This is a genomic window from Sporosarcina psychrophila (assembly GCF_001590685.1).
Taxonomy (GTDB): domain Bacteria; phylum Bacillota; class Bacilli; order Bacillales_A; family Planococcaceae; genus Sporosarcina; species Sporosarcina psychrophila.
On record NZ_CP014616.1, the window covers coordinates 189,411 to 207,529 of the forward strand.

General features: G+C 39.2%; 15 protein-coding genes and 2 pseudogenes. 8 read left to right on the forward strand and 9 right to left on the reverse strand.

The genetic code is table 11. The annotated features are described in order from the left end of the window. Positions 1–106: 106 nt before the first annotated feature. Positions 107–1,273 (reverse strand): solute carrier family 23 protein, encoded by a 1,167-nt coding sequence (locus AZE41_RS00850; RefSeq protein ID WP_082786452.1) that lies wholly within the window; start codon positions 1,271–1,273, stop codon positions 107–109. Between the two features lie 182 nt (positions 1,274–1,455). On the opposite strand from AZE41_RS00850, the gene AZE41_RS00855 reads away from it, so the two are divergent. After that, positions 1,456–2,532 (forward strand): helix-turn-helix domain-containing protein, encoded by a 1,077-nt coding sequence (locus AZE41_RS00855; protein WP_067204458.1) that lies wholly within the window; start codon positions 1,456–1,458, stop codon positions 2,530–2,532. A 178-nt stretch (positions 2,533–2,710) separates the two neighbouring features. On the opposite strand, the gene AZE41_RS00860 is transcribed toward AZE41_RS00855, so the two are convergent. The 5 genes and pseudogenes from AZE41_RS00860 to AZE41_RS00875 all read right to left on the reverse strand — a co-directional run bounded on the left by AZE41_RS00860 (position 2,711) and on the right by AZE41_RS00875 (position 6,819). Next, on the reverse strand, positions 2,711–3,958 hold the full coding sequence (locus tag AZE41_RS00860; RefSeq protein WP_067204461.1) for a DUF4153 domain-containing protein: 1,248 nt from the start codon (positions 3,956–3,958) through the stop codon (positions 2,711–2,713). Between the two features lie 66 nt (positions 3,959–4,024). Beyond that, positions 4,025–4,182: pseudogene (locus AZE41_RS22455) on the reverse strand (helix-turn-helix domain-containing protein). 419 nt (positions 4,183–4,601) lie between these two features. Further along, a complete protein-coding gene (locus tag AZE41_RS00865) occupies positions 4,602–5,336 on the reverse strand; it encodes a glucose 1-dehydrogenase (RefSeq protein WP_067204463.1) in 735 nt (244 codons plus the stop codon). A 109-nt stretch (positions 5,337–5,445) separates the two neighbouring features. Continuing rightward, on the reverse strand, positions 5,446–6,075 hold the full coding sequence (locus AZE41_RS00870) for a TetR/AcrR family transcriptional regulator (RefSeq protein ID WP_067204465.1): 630 nt from the start codon (positions 6,073–6,075) through the stop codon (positions 5,446–5,448). A gap of 144 nt (positions 6,076–6,219) precedes the next feature. Then, positions 6,220–6,819, reverse strand: a complete 600-nt coding sequence (locus tag AZE41_RS00875; protein ID WP_067204468.1) for a TetR/AcrR family transcriptional regulator — start codon at positions 6,817–6,819, stop codon at positions 6,220–6,222. A gap of 200 nt (positions 6,820–7,019) precedes the next feature. On the opposite strand from AZE41_RS00875, the gene AZE41_RS00880 reads away from it, so the two are divergent. From AZE41_RS00880 to splB, 4 genes are all read left to right on the forward strand, one after another. Further along, entirely contained in the window at positions 7,020–7,757 is a 738-nt protein-coding gene (locus tag AZE41_RS00880) for an SDR family NAD(P)-dependent oxidoreductase (protein WP_067204471.1), read from the forward strand. 309 nt (positions 7,758–8,066) lie between these two features. Further along, a complete protein-coding gene (locus AZE41_RS00885; protein WP_067204473.1) occupies positions 8,067–8,684 on the forward strand; it encodes an NUDIX hydrolase in 618 nt (205 codons plus the stop codon). Positions 8,685–8,971: 287 nt separating this feature from the next. Beyond that, entirely contained in the window at positions 8,972–10,798 is a 1,827-nt protein-coding gene (locus AZE41_RS00890; RefSeq protein WP_067204476.1) for a hypothetical protein, read from the forward strand. Between the two features lie 235 nt (positions 10,799–11,033). Beyond that, positions 11,034–12,062 (forward strand): spore photoproduct lyase, encoded by a 1,029-nt coding sequence (splB, locus tag AZE41_RS00895; RefSeq protein WP_067204479.1) that lies wholly within the window; start codon positions 11,034–11,036, stop codon positions 12,060–12,062. Between the two features lie 122 nt (positions 12,063–12,184). On the opposite strand, the gene AZE41_RS00900 is transcribed toward splB, so the two are convergent. Then, entirely contained in the window at positions 12,185–12,544 is a 360-nt protein-coding gene (locus AZE41_RS00900) for a carboxymuconolactone decarboxylase family protein (RefSeq protein WP_067204481.1), read from the reverse strand. 184 nt (positions 12,545–12,728) lie between these two features. On the opposite strand from AZE41_RS00900, the gene AZE41_RS00905 reads away from it, so the two are divergent. Together AZE41_RS00905 and AZE41_RS00910 are read left to right on the forward strand one after the other, a co-directional pair. Beyond that, positions 12,729–13,007 carry a hypothetical protein gene (locus AZE41_RS00905; RefSeq protein ID WP_067204483.1) on the forward strand — a complete coding sequence of 93 codons (279 nt, stop codon included), beginning with the start codon at positions 12,729–12,731 and terminating at the stop codon, positions 13,005–13,007. A gap of 299 nt (positions 13,008–13,306) precedes the next feature. Continuing rightward, positions 13,307–15,000 (forward strand): annotated as a pseudogene (locus AZE41_RS00910) (alpha-keto acid decarboxylase family protein). A gap of 167 nt (positions 15,001–15,167) precedes the next feature. Here the strand turns inward: AZE41_RS00910 and AZE41_RS00915 are convergent. Together AZE41_RS00915 and AZE41_RS00920 are read right to left on the reverse strand one after the other, a co-directional pair. Further along, positions 15,168–15,956 (reverse strand): helix-turn-helix domain-containing protein, encoded by a 789-nt coding sequence (locus AZE41_RS00915; protein ID WP_067204486.1) that lies wholly within the window; start codon positions 15,954–15,956, stop codon positions 15,168–15,170. 320 nt (positions 15,957–16,276) lie between these two features. After that, a complete protein-coding gene (locus tag AZE41_RS00920) occupies positions 16,277–16,585 on the reverse strand; it encodes a hypothetical protein (protein WP_067204488.1) in 309 nt (102 codons plus the stop codon). A gap of 256 nt (positions 16,586–16,841) precedes the next feature. On the opposite strand from AZE41_RS00920, the gene AZE41_RS00925 reads away from it, so the two are divergent. After that, the gene (locus AZE41_RS00925) at positions 16,842–18,029 is read left to right on the forward strand and encodes a DUF4317 domain-containing protein (protein WP_067204490.1); all 1,188 of its coding nucleotides are present in this window, start codon (positions 16,842–16,844) and stop codon (positions 18,027–18,029) included. Positions 18,030–18,119: the final 90 nt, after the last annotated feature.

The window sequence follows — 18,119 nt, forward strand, 5'->3', positions numbered from 1 at the left end:
GTACCATAAGTAAATGAGGTTTTAAATGGCTTGCCTTTGCCCGATAGCTTACTTAAAAGTAAAGGCTGTTCCACTCAAAAGTGTTGAGTGGAGCAGCCTTTTCATATTAACTTTCATTCTTTGTCGTAAAATCAGGGACGAGCCAATAAATGAGCAATCCAGCGATCGTCGCGTAGGCGATACCATGAGCATATCCAACTCCGATGATAAAGATAACTGCGACAATGACCAAGTTTTTCATATTCGCCAGATTAACTTTTTCCTCAATGATGTGACGGATCCCCATGCCTGCAATCATACCGAATAACAAGATACAGATGCCGCCCATCACGGCAACTGGAATGGATTGGATAGCAGCTCCAACTTTACCGAACAGACCTAGAATAATCGCAATAACAGCAGCACCTTGAATGATTCTACTGGAAAATTGGCGTGTGATGGCTAAAACTCCGAGGTTTTCCGCATAAGTCGTTTGTGCAGGCCCGCCGATGAAACCGGAGACTAATGTTGCAAGACCATTCCCCCATAGGATTCTTGAAAACCCAGGATCCTTTGTTACGTCTTTACCTGTAATCTCTTTTAGTACCATCATATGTCCAAGGTCTTCGATGATGGTAACCAAGGCAATCGGCGCCATCCCCAAGATGACGACCCATGTGAATTCTGGCATTACGAACTGTGGAAGGGCAAACACTGGTGCATTGGCAATGGTACCAAAATCAACTAATCCACGCACCGCAGCATAGACATAACCTACTCCAAGACCAATGAGGAGCGGGAAAAGGCGGATCATCTTAGTACCTGCAAGCGTAGCAAAGATTGCTGCAAGAAGGCTGACGATAGCTACATCCCAATTGACAGCAGCCATGTTGTTCACCGCCGTGCTTGCTAGTGCAAGACCGATGATACTGACTACTGGTCCAACAACAACTGGAGGAATTGCTCTTCGAACTTTTTCAAAACCGACATATGAAATGATAATAGATACAATGGCATAAACAATGGAAACACCGATAAGACCTGCAACGGCCTGACCGGGTGAATTTAACTCTCCTACATACAATGCTAGAGGAGCAATGAAAGCGAAAGATGAACCTAAATAAGTAGGAACTTTTCCTCGTGTAATAAGATGGAAAATTAACGTTCCTACACCACTGGCAACAAGTGCACTCCCTGGATCAAGACCAGTTAGTGCTGGAACTAAAACTGTCGCACCAAACATTGCAAACAAATGCTGTAAGGATAATGGTATAGCTTTCAAAAAACCTTTCAAATGTGTCCCCCCTTTACTAGTGTTAATACATGATATTTCTCCTATTTAATATTTAGAATAAGAATTAAAGAGTAATACTGAATAATATTTTCCGCTTACATGGAAAAGTAATTTTCACATCACAAGAACTATCATAAGAAAGAAAAGGATATCACTTATAATTTTATTCAGGAGTGAGACAAATGAATGAGTATATACAGCTTATGATAGATTGGGTTGAAGAACATTTAAACAAAGAGTTTTCACTAGATGAATTGGCTAATTACATGGGTTATTCCCCTTATTACTGTTCTTTTAAATTTCATCAGGTAACAGGGATCAGTATTAGGCGCTATGTTCTTTTAAGAAGGCTATATTTATCTACAGCAGATTTGTCGAGCAATCAGAAGATAATTGAAATAGTTTTTGAATATGGCTATTCATCTCAAGAGGCTTATAGTAGAGCCTTTAAAAAGGTTTTTGGTGTAACTCCAAGAGAATTTCAACTAAATAAGTTGCCTGTACAGTCATTTGTTAAACTTACTCTCGATCAAAGCGAGGATGAGGATAGCGTGTATATGTCTAGAAAAAATGAGGTTGAACAGTTACAAAATGTGAAGAGAGAACTGTTTGACAAAGACGTACTTAACGTATTGAATGGTCAAGTTATGTATGAAGAGTTTAAAGCAGAAAAACTGATGGGGGATTCTGATTATGTACCATTCAATGAGGCGATGTGTGTACATGCGACGACGGCACAAGTTTTTGACGACGAGTTTATTCAAACAAGAGCATTAGGACATCATGTGTCAGTAGAAAACTACATCAGGAAGGTTATTTATCCCTTCAATACTATTTTTAAGGAGGAGTATAAATATATCGTTCTATGGTTTGGTGAAGACATGTTTTGTCAGATGAATCTTCTTACAATTCTTACTTACTTTGAACAGTCCGGATACAAAGGAAAAGTATTCTTAAATAGCTTTAGAGAGGATGAATTTAAAGTCAGCCAAACTGAGCTTCAATTAGGAGATTATGAATCTGTATACAAAGAAGTATTGATAAACCATAGAAAGCCATCGATTGAATTACTCCCAGTAATGTATCAGGCAATAGATATATTTTTAGATATGTTAAAAGAAAATAATGAAGTAGTAAAATATATTTCCAAAAATAAAGATCTTTCAACAGCGGAATTAGTTAATAGGTTATTTGATCTTTTTCCTACAATAGGATACGGAGATTCGCAATATATAGAGCTTATTAATAAAGCTAAGTGAACTTAACTAATTTTTATACAAAAACTTCACGTAGTTACATCACGGTGAACCGTACCAGAAGTAAATGCGGTTTTTTCAGAAAAATAAAAAGCCGAAAATGAACAAGTTATGAATAGAACCTTGCTCATTTTTGGCATTTATAAGGAAGAACAGCATTCGTTACAATAGTAAAGCCTTTCTAATTAAAAATTAAAGGAAAAGTAAATGTAACGAAAGCGGCCCAAAGTACGTAGACCGGCAAATACTTAGTAACCGCATCTTGGATGGTTGAAGGCCCGGTTTTGTTTTGTAGAAAACGCATATAGGAGACCATGATCCAGATTAGATTTCCCCAGATAAGTATGTTTACGCCTAAAACAGCAATTCTGTTGGGTGTAATTCCATAAGAAGAAAGTCTGAACACTATGGCTGACAAAGCCACACTGTCAATGATAAGAGCAAGAATAATTAGGGCGAAGCTTATATAATCAGAAATGGTCTTTTTCTTGTCTGTACCGCTTTCGGTAATGGAAAATATGGTAACGGCCAATACACTAAAGAGTATTCCGTTGAAGACTAGCAGGAAATTGCGATCCAAGAATGGATTTTTTCCGACCCAAATAACCGTTATAAGATAGACCAACAATGTGGCCAGAACAAGAGGACTAAAAATTTTAGCGATATAAGGTGTAATATTCTTAGCAAGTTTAAGATTCATCGATACCAGGTATGTAGCCACAATAGCGAGAGCGGCAGCACCGAATAAAACGATATTTCTAAAATAGAAGTCTTCTATATCCAAACCGACAAAACTAAATAACTGCATGGTTAATGCTGCTAGCAACATTCCGCTAATTGCCATGCTGGCGTAGAGTATGCAAAATTCCAAATTAAATTTAAGATAGGCTAATCTTGTACTCCCTATACCATATTCATTTCCTATAAATGCAAGCCCAATCAATCCCCATAAGAATATGGGAAGGTGTAAATAAGCAAGGATAATACTGTCATTATGATTTGATGGCAGCATATTAAGATACAACCCAGAGAGTAGGAACATCAATGCAAGGGTGTAAAGAACCTTTTTTGGGGGGTTATTTTTGTATACAAAATAAGCTGCAATGAAGGGAAGAATCCCAAAAGCAAGGTTAATTGGGGCAATTGCTTCCTGTTCGACAAAATGGAAAATGATCCTGGTGCTTATCCCCGCCAGAATGGCTAAAATGCCCATGAACAAGAAACCTTTCTGAAGCAAGGAAGTTTTTTCTGTATGTGCCGCCTCCTTGAAATTCAATCTTTCATACCAAGTAGCAAGAACCGGCGAATCAGGGTTTTGTTCCCAAGCGTGTGAGAATGACTTTTTAAAAGCTTTGGGGTCTTCTCTAAACATTCTCTCCAGCTCATTGGGGTTAGCAATATTTTTACTAATCGAATTGTCGATTTCCACGGTTATACCTCCTCTAATAATTGTCAGACTAGGTCCTACTTTCCTCCATAATGCGTATAACCAAACTTAAATATCTTCGTCACTTTTGTATTCTGAAATATCTCCAGGTGACATTCTAAAGCCTTACGAATCACCTCTAGAGTTGACAATCGAATGGGTTTTGCCTTTCCATTTTTCAATATAGGAACGTTAGCCATTGAATACACCACATATCGATAAATCATTTTCTGGTTTCATGAAAAGCAATTCACATATATATTGTATGTTTCATTTTAACTCATCATTTATTGTTTATCAATAAATATTTATTAACTTTAGCGATATTATTGTTGTTATAGTATGAATTAGACAAAATGCTAAACATTCCTCATTACAAATAAAACGTATGCAACTAACCTGTCTGTGACTTCCATATTGAATAAGCGATAACTGGAATTAAACTTTTGGGGCATAAAAGATGGATTCAAGATAAAATTGAAGGCTATAAAGAAAGTTAAAATAAACGTAAGTAATGTAGGTGCACTCGGGGAACCGTATCATAAGTAAATGAGGTTATTTATTAACGGAAAAACAAAGGTCAATTTTCTACGTTAATAGAAAATCGACCTTTACAAACCTTATATGGATTTTTCATGTACTACTATTATTGTGCAGTTAATCCACCATCGATAACGAATTCTGAACCTGTTGAGTAGCTAGACTCATCAGAAGCTAAGAATAGTACCATATTTGATACTTCTTCTGGTTGTGCTACGCGTTTTAATGGAATATGTTTAGAGAATGCTTCTACAGCTGCTTTTGTATCTTCTTGAACCACCATTGGTGTAGCGATTACGCCTGGGTGTACAGAGTTTACACGAATACCCATTGGCGCTAAGTTAATGGCAGCTGCTTTCGTCATACCACGTACTGCAAATTTTGTATCAGTGTAACCTACAGCGCCAGCAACCAAGCCGTTCATAGAAGAAATATTGACGATTGAACCACCGCCAGCTTTTATCATTGAAGCTGCTACAGTCTTCATACCCAAGAATACTGACACTTGGTTAATGTCCACGATACGACGGTATTCTTCTACTGTAATATCAAGCATATTTTTCGCCATTGTAATACCGGCGTTATTTACTAATACGTTTACTGGACCGAAAGCTTCTTCTGTTTTCGCAATAACTGTCGCCCAATCTTCTTCAGATGCTACATTTTGTTTAATGAAAAGTGCATTTTCACCTAATTCAGCTGCAAATGCATTTCCTTTTTCCTCATTTAAATCTGTTAAAACAACCTTTGCACCGTGCTCAATGAATAATTTTGCATGTGATGCACCCATACCTTGTGCTGCTCCTGTAATAATCGCTACTTTACCTGATAACCGACTCATATAAAATTCCTCCTAGAATAGATTCGCAAAAGGTGATAGTCGACTATCACTTTTATACTTACTAGTAAACAGCTTTCTCATGCGAATGTCAATTCATATGGCCCTAATTTTATGGCTGAATATAGCGTAAAAATACATCCTTCATCATCGCCAGCTGCTTGTCCGAAGTAAGCAATGTCGAAAGATTGGTATCATGCTTTGTTAGGCTTGATTTATAAGTGAATAAGCTGAAATTTTGTACCATTGTCATGATAAATAGATCCAAATCAACATCCGATCTTAACGAACCGTCTCGCTTGCCCTGTTCACTTACTGTTAATAAAATACGAGCTAATTTGCTCCGTACAGCTAAGAATTCAGCATAGTCTTCAGGCGATTCTTCTGCTATTTTTTCATATAAATTAAAGGACTCGAAGTATTTTGCTAAACGCAGTTGTAGATCCTTCGTTATGCCTATATAATACTCCAAAATTTGCTCGGTTTTTTCATATGCCGTCACCGGCTGCTCGACAATCTGCCCAATATCCGTGGCCATTTCATCTGTAATCGCATTCGTCGCCGCAATCATTAAATACTCTTTTTTAGGGAAATAGCGGAATAACGTTGCAATCCCAATGCCAGCAGTAGTCGCAACATCTTGCATTTGTATAGTTTGCACACCTTCTTCCAAAAATAAATCCTTTGCAATTAGGATGATGTTTTGACGACGTTGCTGTTTTTGTTGTTCTCGTTTACTCATTTTCGTCACTCCAACTGTTTTTCATGCATTGATTGTAACATGTTTATTTGGTATCGACTTGTATTCGCATCGGTGTAAATCATTGGGGTAAATACTAAAATTCAAGCGTGATATTTTAAAGAAGTTGATAGGATAGTGGTTCGATTATTCCCCAATGTATTCAATTGAATATATGTGAGTTTTCGTTAACGCAATAACTTCTTCGATAAATTCTTCTTGAGATTCTTTGAAGTCACTGTTAATCCAATTCAGAATAAGTCCGTAAAATCCAAAGGCAGTATAACGTTTAAAATAATCCATGTTTACAGGGATATTGTTAATTGTTTGGAAATTGAATTGTTCTTGATAAATTTTTAAAATTGTTTGAGGAAATCTTGTATGCAATCCTGGTAAAGGCTCATCATATTTGATCAGAAAAAAATTCCGGTTTTCATATATGTAAGAAATGATATTAAAAGATGGTGTATTTAGCTTTGTTGTATAAAATTTTTGACCAGGTATATATGGCTTTCCTACTGAATTTTCTAAGCCTTTCAGCATCGATTCAAGTAAGTCTTCTGCCAATTGAATTTTATCTTGATAATGCACATAAAACGTACTGCGATTATATGAGGCTTGATTTACAATATCTTTCACCGAAACAGAATGATAACCATTTCTTTTTATAAGTTCAATAAGTGCTAGCTTAAAATGTTCTTTTGTCCGATTTTGTCGTTTAGATGATATGGTTTTATTATTTTCCATAAAAAATCCCTCCATGTTAAGAGACAAAGATATATAAAGTGTCTATTAATTATACATTTTATAAGAATTTAATGATTGTTGGAACTGACCCAAATGTTAAAATTAAATTGTGAACAAATTAGCACATATTTTTATTGGGTCTATCCATACTAACTAAAATATGCTAGCGCTATCTTATAATTATACAGGGGGAATGTAAAATGGGTAAACTACAAAATAAAGTAGCTGTCATCACTGGAGGAGCTTCTGGTATTGGAGCCGCAACCGCAAAGTTATTTGTTTCAGAAGGTGCTAAAGTAGTTCTTGTAGATTTAAATGAAGAAAAAGGAAAAGCTTTTGAAGCAGAATTGAAAGCGCTTAACGCCGAAGCATTATTTATTAAAGCGAATATTACAAGTGAAGAAGATGTAGCGAATATCTTTAAACAAACAATTGAAGCTTTTGGCAAAGTAGATGTTGTGTTCAATAATGCAGGTATTGGTCGCGTTCACCCAACTCATGAATTAGAGTACTCTGAATGGCGCAACACAGTCAATGTGGATTTAGATGGCGTATTCTTAGTAGCGCGTGAAGCAATCCGTGAAATGTTAAAGGCGGGCGGTGGGACAATCGTAAATACGGCTTCTATGTATGGTTGGGTTGGTTCACCTGGTTCTGCGGCTTACAATGCAGCAAAAGGAGGCGTAATTAACTTAACACGCTCACTTGCTCTTGAATATGCAGAACAAAACATTCGCGTTAACTCACTATGCCCAGGCTTCATCGACACACCAATTATTCCAGAAGAGAGTAAACAAACATTAGCTTCAATGACTCCGATGAAACGTCTAGGACAAGCAGAAGAAATGGCTAAAGCGGTATTATTCATGGCAAGTGATGATTCTTCATTCATGACTGGAAATAGCTTAACTGTTGACGGTGGTTATACAGCTCAATAAGTATCAATTTTTCTGTACCTGTTGGATATACAAAATTTATAAGCAAAATGAAACTGCACTTACATTCGTTACGGGGAGCCGTACCAAAAGTGAGGTTTGTGTCATAATAATGAAACAGTCTGAGTAATTATTAAATCAGGCTGTTATTTTTGTGGGTAATTATTAGTTCGATTTCAAAAGGGAATAAAAAAGTGTAAGTACTACTTCTAGTCGATTAATTATGAAAAATAGCATCTTGAGATTCTTTAATCGTCAATCTTTACGTGATACGATAAAAAGAATATAAAACATTAAGGTGAGGGGGATTTCATGTTCTTAGATCAACTAAAAAACCAGTTAAATGAAAATCAGTCCCTGTTTATAGGGGAGGAAACAGCTCTTCGTTCAGCGGTTTTAATACCACTTGTTCAAGTGGATGAAGAATGGCATATCCTTTTCGAAGTACGTTCATTCACTATGAGAAAACAGCCCGGTGATATTAGTTTTCCTGGTGGTCGAATCGACTCCACAGACCCATCCCCAATGGCTGCCGCTTTACGAGAAACGCATGAAGAATTAGGGGTCGACCCAAAAACGGTTACGATCGTAGGGACATTAAGTCCTTATATTGCTTCCTCTTCATTTGTTATCTATCCATTTGTAGCAACCATTGATTACAATCAAATTATTCATTCGTATAACAAAGAAGAAGTTGAAGAGGTATTTACAATACCCGTTAAATGGCTATTGAATTATGAGCCTTATATGCATGTAGTATCCGTTGAACCAGTGCCTTTGCCAAGCTTTCCCTATGAAAAAATAATGAATGGTACGCAGTATCAATGGAGAGCTCGTTCAATGGAAGAATGGTTTTTTGATTATGAAAACTATACAATTTGGGGTTTAACGGCTAGGATTTTGAAACATTTTATAGGAATTATAAAATGAGTGATGTTATTAATTATGAAGGAACTACTTATTACATTGAAATAACCTCACTTTGTACCATTATGGAGAGTCTTTTCAAAGTAATCACATGTTGACTATGAATCTGCCGAGGGAGTCAATTCATCTGGAAACTGCATGTAATAGTATTAAATTTCAGGTGCCTGGTTCTGATACAATTCGCGATTACGTTAGTACTTTTCATAACTTTATAAATATAGAATTGCAAAAAGGAATCGGAAACGAGTACAAATTATACTGTATTCCATTCCTATTTCAAGGAGGACTTTATGGGCTTTAAAGACGATTTTAAACGTGAGATGCGTAACATAAAGAAAGACGTAGAAAAAGAAGTACATAAAACCTGGGAGATGGATTACAAAGGGCATCGGATTGAAGTTATAAACCAGATGAAAGAAGAGTTACTTATCATTGATGGTGTAACAGTTGATCGAAATAAACGAAAATCTTTACTTTCTCATATTATCCCGTATTCCAAGTTATCAGGCATACTTGATCTGCAAGATGGCAGAAAGCATGTCATTTCCGTTAAACTCGGTGGTTATGTAAAACTTAATTGTATTGTGAAAATAGATAATGAAACGGTTTTAGACGACTCCCTGAAGTTAGATTTTCTTCCGTGGGATAATAAAGAAAAAATTGTGGCCTTTATTCAACAACAAATTCAAACGCACAACAAAATAGTAGATGATCATTTACCAGATGAAGAATATTTGTATGATGAAAATCATCCACGAATGGCTTCAGGTATGTTCGATAATGTTGCAGATGATATACCTACACCATTTTACGTGAAAAAAATACTGAAGCTCTTTGAAGAGCAGCTAAATCATCCTTCTATCAAAACACGAAAAGGTACATATGAAAAAATCACTTTTGACAATATGGCCAACTACAGTGATGAATTCATTGAACGATTCAAGCAAGCCCAATTTGACGAATCCCGTGTACAACAAGAGGCATTATGGCTTCTAGAGCATGCAGCACATAGGGAGGTTGTAAAATTTTCAATCACTGTACTTGGATGTACGGATTGTGAAAAATATAAAGAGCTATTATTCACATTGGGTATGCATGAAGAGTTTACACCCTATGTCCTATTTGCATTGAAGAATGGTACAATGCGGGCAAACAACCAAGTTTGGCAACTTGCTCAATCCGTTCATGGTTGGGGGAAGATTGCGGCTGTTGGCCAACTGGAAGCAACAACGCCAGAAATAAAACAATGGTTACTGACAAAGGGCTGCAGAAATAAAATTATGGATGAGTATTTAGCCTATAGTTGTGCCGTAAAAGGAGAGCTTGACGTAGCTCTATATGAAGAAACGATTTCGAAAGAGCTATATGATGGAGCAGGTCTTATCATCCAAGCCCTTCTTAATGAGCGTGCTCCAGAAAGTATCGAAGATTATCCATATGCAAGCGCGGTTCTTTCACGCTTCGTTTACCATGCACGTACTCACTGTAAAACACTTGAGGATTTTTATCCGTTAATGAAAATAAGTGAATTTTTAAATGCCGATAGTGAAGTTTGGGAAGAACGTTTTAACGATCAGTGGAAACAACAAGAGTACGCTTCCATTCAGCAAGCGATTCAACCTATTATAAATGAACCTAAATGGTCACAGCTTGTATTGGAAGCACTACAGCAAGAAAACAATATGAAAGCACTTAAAATCGCTCTCTTTTATCAAGTAGACGTTACACAGAATTTGTTTGATATGCTAGAGAAAGATCCCGAAAACAGTGAACTATATGTAGTGGTTATGGATACAAAAAATCATAAGTATATCGAAGACATCTGCATATTTGCAGAAACGCATTTATCGTTATCAAGTCTGTCAAATGAAGAACAACATTGTCTGCAATGCATTGTTCAAGATTTGTATGGGTATGAAGGAGTGGGATTACCACTGATTCAAGCTGCTCTTGCATCAGATAATGGGAGTTTGCAATACCATGCACTCAGTGTGCTAGAAAGGTGGTCTCCATCGATTTCCCAACAGCCTGCTTTGCAGAAAAGCATTAAAAATATTGCAATTACGACAAAAGATAAAGAAGACCGCCAGCTAGCAAATAGATTATTGGTAAAATAATAAAAGAGATTTATTCAGTATTCCTCGATTTCTTTGACGCTTCTTGCAATTGGTGAATTACCTTCATTCACTGTAATTTAAGGTGCCTGGTTCAGATGCAATTCCGAATTGTATTAGTATCGGGTACCTTTTTGAAATTAATTCCATTTTCATAATTTCTCACTTTTAAGACAAGCTATATAAAAGGAGAAAGGTGATTAAATGGATATTAATTATGGATTAGGTAGTTCGCAGTATGAATAAACCCTTCACACCACAGCTTGTCTATTTTGAGCCTAATGCACTTGAATATCCGCTTGGAAAAGAATTAAAGGAAAAGTTCGAGAAAATGGGGATTGAAACGCGCTTTACGACCTCACATAATCAGATTCGGGACTTGCCGGGTGATACGGACGCTCAAAAATACCGTATCGCGAAATCTACCTTGGTCGTAGGCGTTCGGAAAACGTTGAAATTTGAGACGTCGAAACCATCAGCCGAATATGCAATCCCGCTTGCGACAGGGTGTATGGGGCATTGTCATTATTGTTATTTGCAAACGACGATGGGCAGCAAACCCTATATTCGAACTTACGTTAACGTGGAGGAGATTTTAGAAGCGGCTGATCGCTACATCGAAGAACGTGCGCCTGAAATTACCCGATTCGAAGCTGCGTGTACATCCGATATTGTAGGAATTGATCATTTGACACATTCATTAAAAAGAGCAATTGAACATATTGGTCAAACAGAATTAGGTAGGCTGCGTTTTGTGACGAAATTCCATTTTGTAGACCATCTATTGGATGCTAAGCATAATGGCAACACGCGATTCAGATTTAGCGTAAACGCTGATTATGTTATCAAGAACTTCGAGCCCGGCACTTCTCCTCTGGATAAAAGAATCGAGGCTGCAGGGAAAGTCGCGAGAGCTGGTTACCCACTAGGCTTTATAGTTGCTCCCATTTACCTTCATGAGGGCTGGGAGGAAGGCTACCGCTACTTGTTTGAGCGACTTGACGAGGAATTGCCGCAAGATGCAAGAGAGGATATTACTTTTGAATTCATTCAACACCGATTTACGAAGCCTGCGAAAAAAGTAATTGAAAAGAACTACCCGAAGACAAAATTGGAGTTAGATGAAGATAAAAGGCGCTACAAGTGGGGCAAGTATGGAATCGGTAAGTATATTTACCAAAAGGACGAAGAGGATGAAATCAAATCATATTTATACGGCTACATGGAAAAGTACTTTCCGAATGCGAAGTTGGAGTATTTTACTTGAGCCACCAAAAAAGCATAAGGGCCCAGGTAAACCGGGGCTTTACGGGGATTTGTATGAAATATGGATGATATAGATTGAGTGCAACAAGAAAACAGCCACCTGATTCAGGTGGCTGTTCCATGTTATTGAACTATTCCTATAAAGTCTTCGAGTGCATCCTGCCAAATGGTTACACCTTGGCTCATTGCGGAACCGCCGCCTAGAGCCGCAGCCACCCCAATTGCCTCCATCATTTCTTCCTCAGTGCCACCCGCATCCAGGCAACCCTTTGTGTGATAGAGGATGCAATATTCGTTATTTGCGTGCACGCTAATGGCGAGAGCGATTAGCTGTTTGTCTTTCAGATTCAATTTGCCGTCTTCGAAACACGACTCAGTGAATGCATGAAACGCCCTAGCCACCTCCGGCAATTTTTCTGAGAAACTGCCCATTCCAACTTTGTATTCCTGTAATACGGCTTCTGAATAAGTGATTTCATCCATTTAGTACCCTCCTATTCGAAGGTAGTATTAGCGAGACGGAGGAAGGCATGCATGCATTGTTTTTAGGATAAATAAATTCCTTACTTTTATATTGATATAGCCTCTGCCGTGCATACTTTTAGAATATTTCACAATACTAAGTGCGCTGTAACTTATTTTATTTGTAGGAAGGGAAGAGGTATAAATGGCTAAGCGTTCTGATACAAGTTGGAAGAAGGATAATCCAAACACATTTTTAAGCAACTCTGTTCAAAAGGCGGATCGTGCAGTGAAGCAAGCCATGACGCACCCAGAAGAGATTGCAGTTGAGCATGCTTTCAATTCGATAGCACGGGCTGACAAGGCACGCTTACATGCAGAACAGCAGGATGAGCCAGCAAATTCAGTCCAGCAAAACAAAGAACAGCTAGATGTGATAAAGGGGCAATTAAACGAAGCCAATGGGATTGTGAAAGATCATTAAAATGAGGCAATCACCCCCACAGGTTTCGTAAAGCTTTTGGGGAGAAACAGTCCTCGTTTTACGTACCTAGTTTAGTGTTTCCCTTCAAATAGGATGAAAAACAGCATGGGATAAATTACGAAAGAAACACTACAGTGACTTGCTGTAGTGTTTCTTTCGTATGAACGGAAATACCTGGCGAATAATTAGGAGTAAGTAGGGGGAGATGGGGTAATTCAGATAATAGAGTAGCTACCGAAACGCTCCATTGTTTCGGAAACAGCTAACCTTTGAAAAACGCAAAGGAGGAATAGACTAAAATGGATAAAATGCAACAGCCGATACCAACACACCCGCCCACACTCGGGCAATATCTTTTCGACAGTCTAAAAGCGGAGGGTATTACCGAAGTTTTTGGCGTTCCAGGCGATTATAATTTCACCCTTCTGGATACGTTGGAGCAATATGATGGAATTTGTTTCATAAATGCACGCAACGAGCTAGGGGCGGGATATGCAACTGATGGCTACGGACGACTTCATGGCTTGTCAGCGTTCATTACAACTTTTGGTGTTGGCGAGATGAGTGCCTGCAATCCTATCGCGGGTGCGAACAGTGAATATGTGCCACTCATACATATCGTCGGAGCTCCCAAAACAATGGATCAGCAGGCGCATAAATTAGCGCACCATTCCCTACAGGACGGCGATTTTGACGTATTCCGGCAAGTGTCTACGCATCTGTGCGCCTATACAGCAATCGTGACGCCGGAAAATGCCGAACAGGAGATTTCAGCAGCAATCCGCATAGCTAAACAAAAACGCAAGCCGGTCTATTTGATGGTAGCTATGGATTTGGTCACGAAGCCCATCGTACAGCGAGGTGTTCCGGAAGTCACTAAAGTCACGACATATAAACCAGCGCTTCAGGCTGCGATTCAGCATATAACGAGATTGTTAAACGGTACGAACAATGTAGTTCTTTTATCGGATATGCTGTCGCTCCGCTATGGACTTAGAGATTCCGTTCACCAGCTGTCGTCGGATTTAAACGTACCGGCTGCTTCGCTTATGATGGGCAAGAGTAGCTTAGACGAACAGCACCCGAATTATATCGGCGTGTATGGCGGAGCATTAGGAAGTGAACAGGTCAGAACAATCGTTGAAAGCGCGGACTATGTGATTGCGATTGGTATGATTTGGAACGACACGAATTCTGCGAAGGAAACGGCAATGCTTCATCGGCTTCGCCTCATCGACATTCAGCCTGAGTTTGTACGGGTCGGGGAATCCATGTACGAGCAGGTGATGGCGGCAGATCTTGTCGCTGCCTTGAACACGTGCGGGTGGACCCGAAGCGGGGCTTTACCTCAAGTTTCCTTCCCTTATGATGAACTATCTGGTGATCCGGAGCAGCCAATTCGAGCAGCATCTTATTATCCACGCTTCCAGCGGATGTTGAAGGAAAAAGACATTGTTGTGGTTGAGACTGGAACCTTTGGGTATGGGATGTCACAAGTGCGACTGCCGGCAGGAGCCGAATATATTAGCCAGCAAGGTTGGCAGAGCATCGGTTATGCAACACCAGCTGCATTCGGGGCATGCATCGCGGAACCGGACAGACGTGTGCTGCTGTTTACTGGGGAAGGTTCGCTGCAGGTGACGGTTCAAGAAATCAGTACGATGCTGGATAATGGCTGCCGACCCATTCTGTTCATCCTCAATAACAGCGGCTACACAATTGAAAATACTTAAATATCAAGACGTCTAACCAGCAGTACAACGAGATTCCAAACTGGAATTATACGCAGCTGGCTGATGCCTTTGGCGGAAAGGCATTCACGGTTGAAGTACGAACAAACCAAGAGTTGGATGAGGCGATTTCCGCAGCGGAACAAGCGCAAACGAGCCAGCTGTGCATGATTGAAATGATTGTCACTGACCCGATGGATGCACCCGATTATTTAATCCAGCTCCGCAAGCATTTAGAAGAACAAGAACGTCTGAAAGAGTAGCTGTATGCTGCTACTTCAAATAAGGAATTGCATTGAGCGCACTTCTCGGAGTGCGCTTTTATGTTTATTAGACTACGAGAACGTTACCCTCAACACAACAATGCATAAACCTAAGTGAAAACATGGGGAAATAAGTAATCCCAATTATTTTTCCAATCGATTTACAACTACCGGCAGAAAAACCCCTCAACTGGCACGTCATAATCCATGAAAGCCTCGCTGAATAAGGCCTTGCCGATGAGTTCGCGCAAGACGCCTGAATAATAGCCGGGCAGATTCCGGACTTTTTTCTGTTTGGTTGTTTGAACCGCAATACGAAGGGCATGCATGGCTAATTGCTCGAACAGTTCTCCTTTGTCTTCGTGAATACTGAATTTCAGCATTTGTAGGGACTGTTTCCGATAGACGCCGTAAAAATTACGTGCTAATTTACTTTCTCCGATTGTTGAAGAAAGAAGAGATTTCATCTTGCCAAAAAGTGTAGTAGGCACAATTTCCGTAGGAGACGTTCTTTTAAGGTCTTTAGGTTTTATCGCTTTAGAAAGAGAAGCTTCGGTTTGTAGATTAGTGGGTTCAACCTTACTGCTAGAAGGCTTTTCGTCATCATTCGGGGTGTTCAATTTCGACTGGTCATTAGTAGGTTTAATGACATAAATATTAGCGCCTAGACCGCTCATAACGGGGCGGATATAGTGAATGCGTTCGATGATTTCGAGCTTTTCTAATTTGCGGATGGCGCGTCGAACGGTTGCGTTGGATTTCTTGATGGCCTTTTCGATTGTTTCGTGTTTCAAGTGGGCGGCGCCGTATTTAACGGAGTAGCGACGGATCATATCAAGAACAGCCCGCTCTGTTTGATTCATGTCGTTCCAGTTCGTGAGTACGTGTTGCCTTGTTGCTGCGTCTAAATCGTGTTTGTTTGTGAAGTGTGCGTATTCCGTTAGGTAAGTTGTCATAAAGAATATCCCCTTTATTCTTTATATAGAAGGGAATTGAGATTTAGGGGACAATGTTGTGAAAAAAGTTTTTGTGATTTTATCAGAAGAGCGCAAGCAAATTTAAACTTGTTTGCCTGGACTCATCTATTCAGTCAAAATAGTGAGATCTGGATGTAAATCGTTTTTTACTAAATTGGATTAAAGTCTGCCATGATTGTTGAGCGTTCTACAATCGTAGTGATGTTCATTTGAAAATTATATTCTGAATAGAAAAAAGGACTGAATGGCACATTGGCCATTCAGTCCTTTTATAAGCTCAGCGCTTAGTGGTTTTGCTATTAACCATCTGTGCCGGCATCAGTATCCGTACCTTCGTCAGTATCTACGTCCACATCCGCATCCGTATCTGCATCGGTATCTGTGCCCTCGTCAGTGTCTACATCCACATCCGCATCTGTACCATCGTCAGTATCTACATCCACATTTGTATCTGTACCGTCATTAGGATCAACATCTTCTACAGGGTTATTAACATCCACGTCGACGTCGTCTTCACCGTCGCCGCACGCTGCAAGCATCCCGACAGACAGGATTGTTGCTGCACCAAGTTTCAACCATTTCTTTTCTCCTGTGAGTTTCAAAGCCATTATAATCTCCTCCAAAATTTTGTCTAGTTGTATAAGTGAAGCATGTCCTTGTTATACCCCGATTTTAATCTCTTAATCATGTGGAAGACGTCGCCGTATCATTCGAAGTTGATTGTGGTTCTACCATCATCAAAAACATTGCTATAATAAGGGAGTGTCAAATGCTGAATCAAAGCATTGACGCTCTTTTTAAGTTTATAATGTGAGTTTTACATTCGACATGACAGATTATACTAGTTGGGGAGTTGAAATAGAGATGAATAAGAAGGACATTGCAGCGATTCGCAAGCAATTTAAGTTGGATACGGATTTACTGAAAATCACTGACATTTACAAAGTGTATATTAAGCAGGAGAGCAGTGATTTCTATCATGAGGAAAGCCAGCCATTTGCCCTATTGGACAGAGAGCAACAAGAGTTGTTTCTGACTAACTTTAAAAAAGTGTTAGGTGGAAAACTGGGTTTAAAGTTATTTGAGGTGAAGTTTCAAGAGCAAGCGGAGGAGCAAACGGACCATACGCAACGGCTTTTATATGAGGGTCTCCATACGAATGAAGTAGAAGAGTGGAAAACGAATATGGAAAGCATCGCCCGAAAGATGGTGCAAGACGCTCAATATGAAAAGGACGTCGTAGTGACTTTTATTCGCGGTAATTATTATAAACCGACGAAAAGGAATCATGATGAAGAGGAAGTCGCAAAGCAGGATGAAGTGTACAAGAACCCATTCATTCTCTGCAGCATGAATCAGACTGAACTGCCGAAACGGTCACTTATATTTGATTTCAATGAGAAGGAATTTAAGTCTCGCGACATGCTTGATCCGATTATCAATTTAACTTCTCCAATTGGTGGATTTGTGTTCCCTTGCTTTACTGACAATGCGGCAGACGTCAATCACATTTTGTATGCTGCTGGCAAAGCGAATAAGCCAGATTACCACTTCATCGAGAATGTGCTAGACGGCGAAGAGATTATGACTGCAGAGGATGATAAAGCCGTCTTTGAAGAAATCGTAAAAGAAGTGGCTGGTAATGAGATGAATACAAAAACCCTTGCCAGTGTATATGATGAATTAAACAGTATGTTGCTTGTGGAAAACGAGGAAGAAGATGAAAGCCTTTCTACTTTGGATACTAAAGAAGTGGAGCGTGTGCTGAAGGCAAGTGGAGTGAAAGATGTGAGCACGGAAAAAGTGGAAAGGGCATTTCAGAAAGTAATCGAAGACAAAACATATGAAATGAAGGCAAGCCACATCCTTCCAAGTTACGCATCCAAGTCCATCAAGATTGAAACGAAAGTAGCAAATGTTGCTATCAGCCCGCAAGACTTGAGATATGTGAGGCAGGTCACTGTTAATGGAAAACGTTGCATATTGATTGAGGTGGAAGAAGACACGATAATTGAAGGGTTTACGCTACTTGAAGAAGAATTGTTGGAGTAGACAAGACAATAACCTCATTTTGATGCGCTATGGTAGCCTTATCATAAGTAGGTGAGGTCTCTTATTTGAGAAAAATACTACTACTACTAC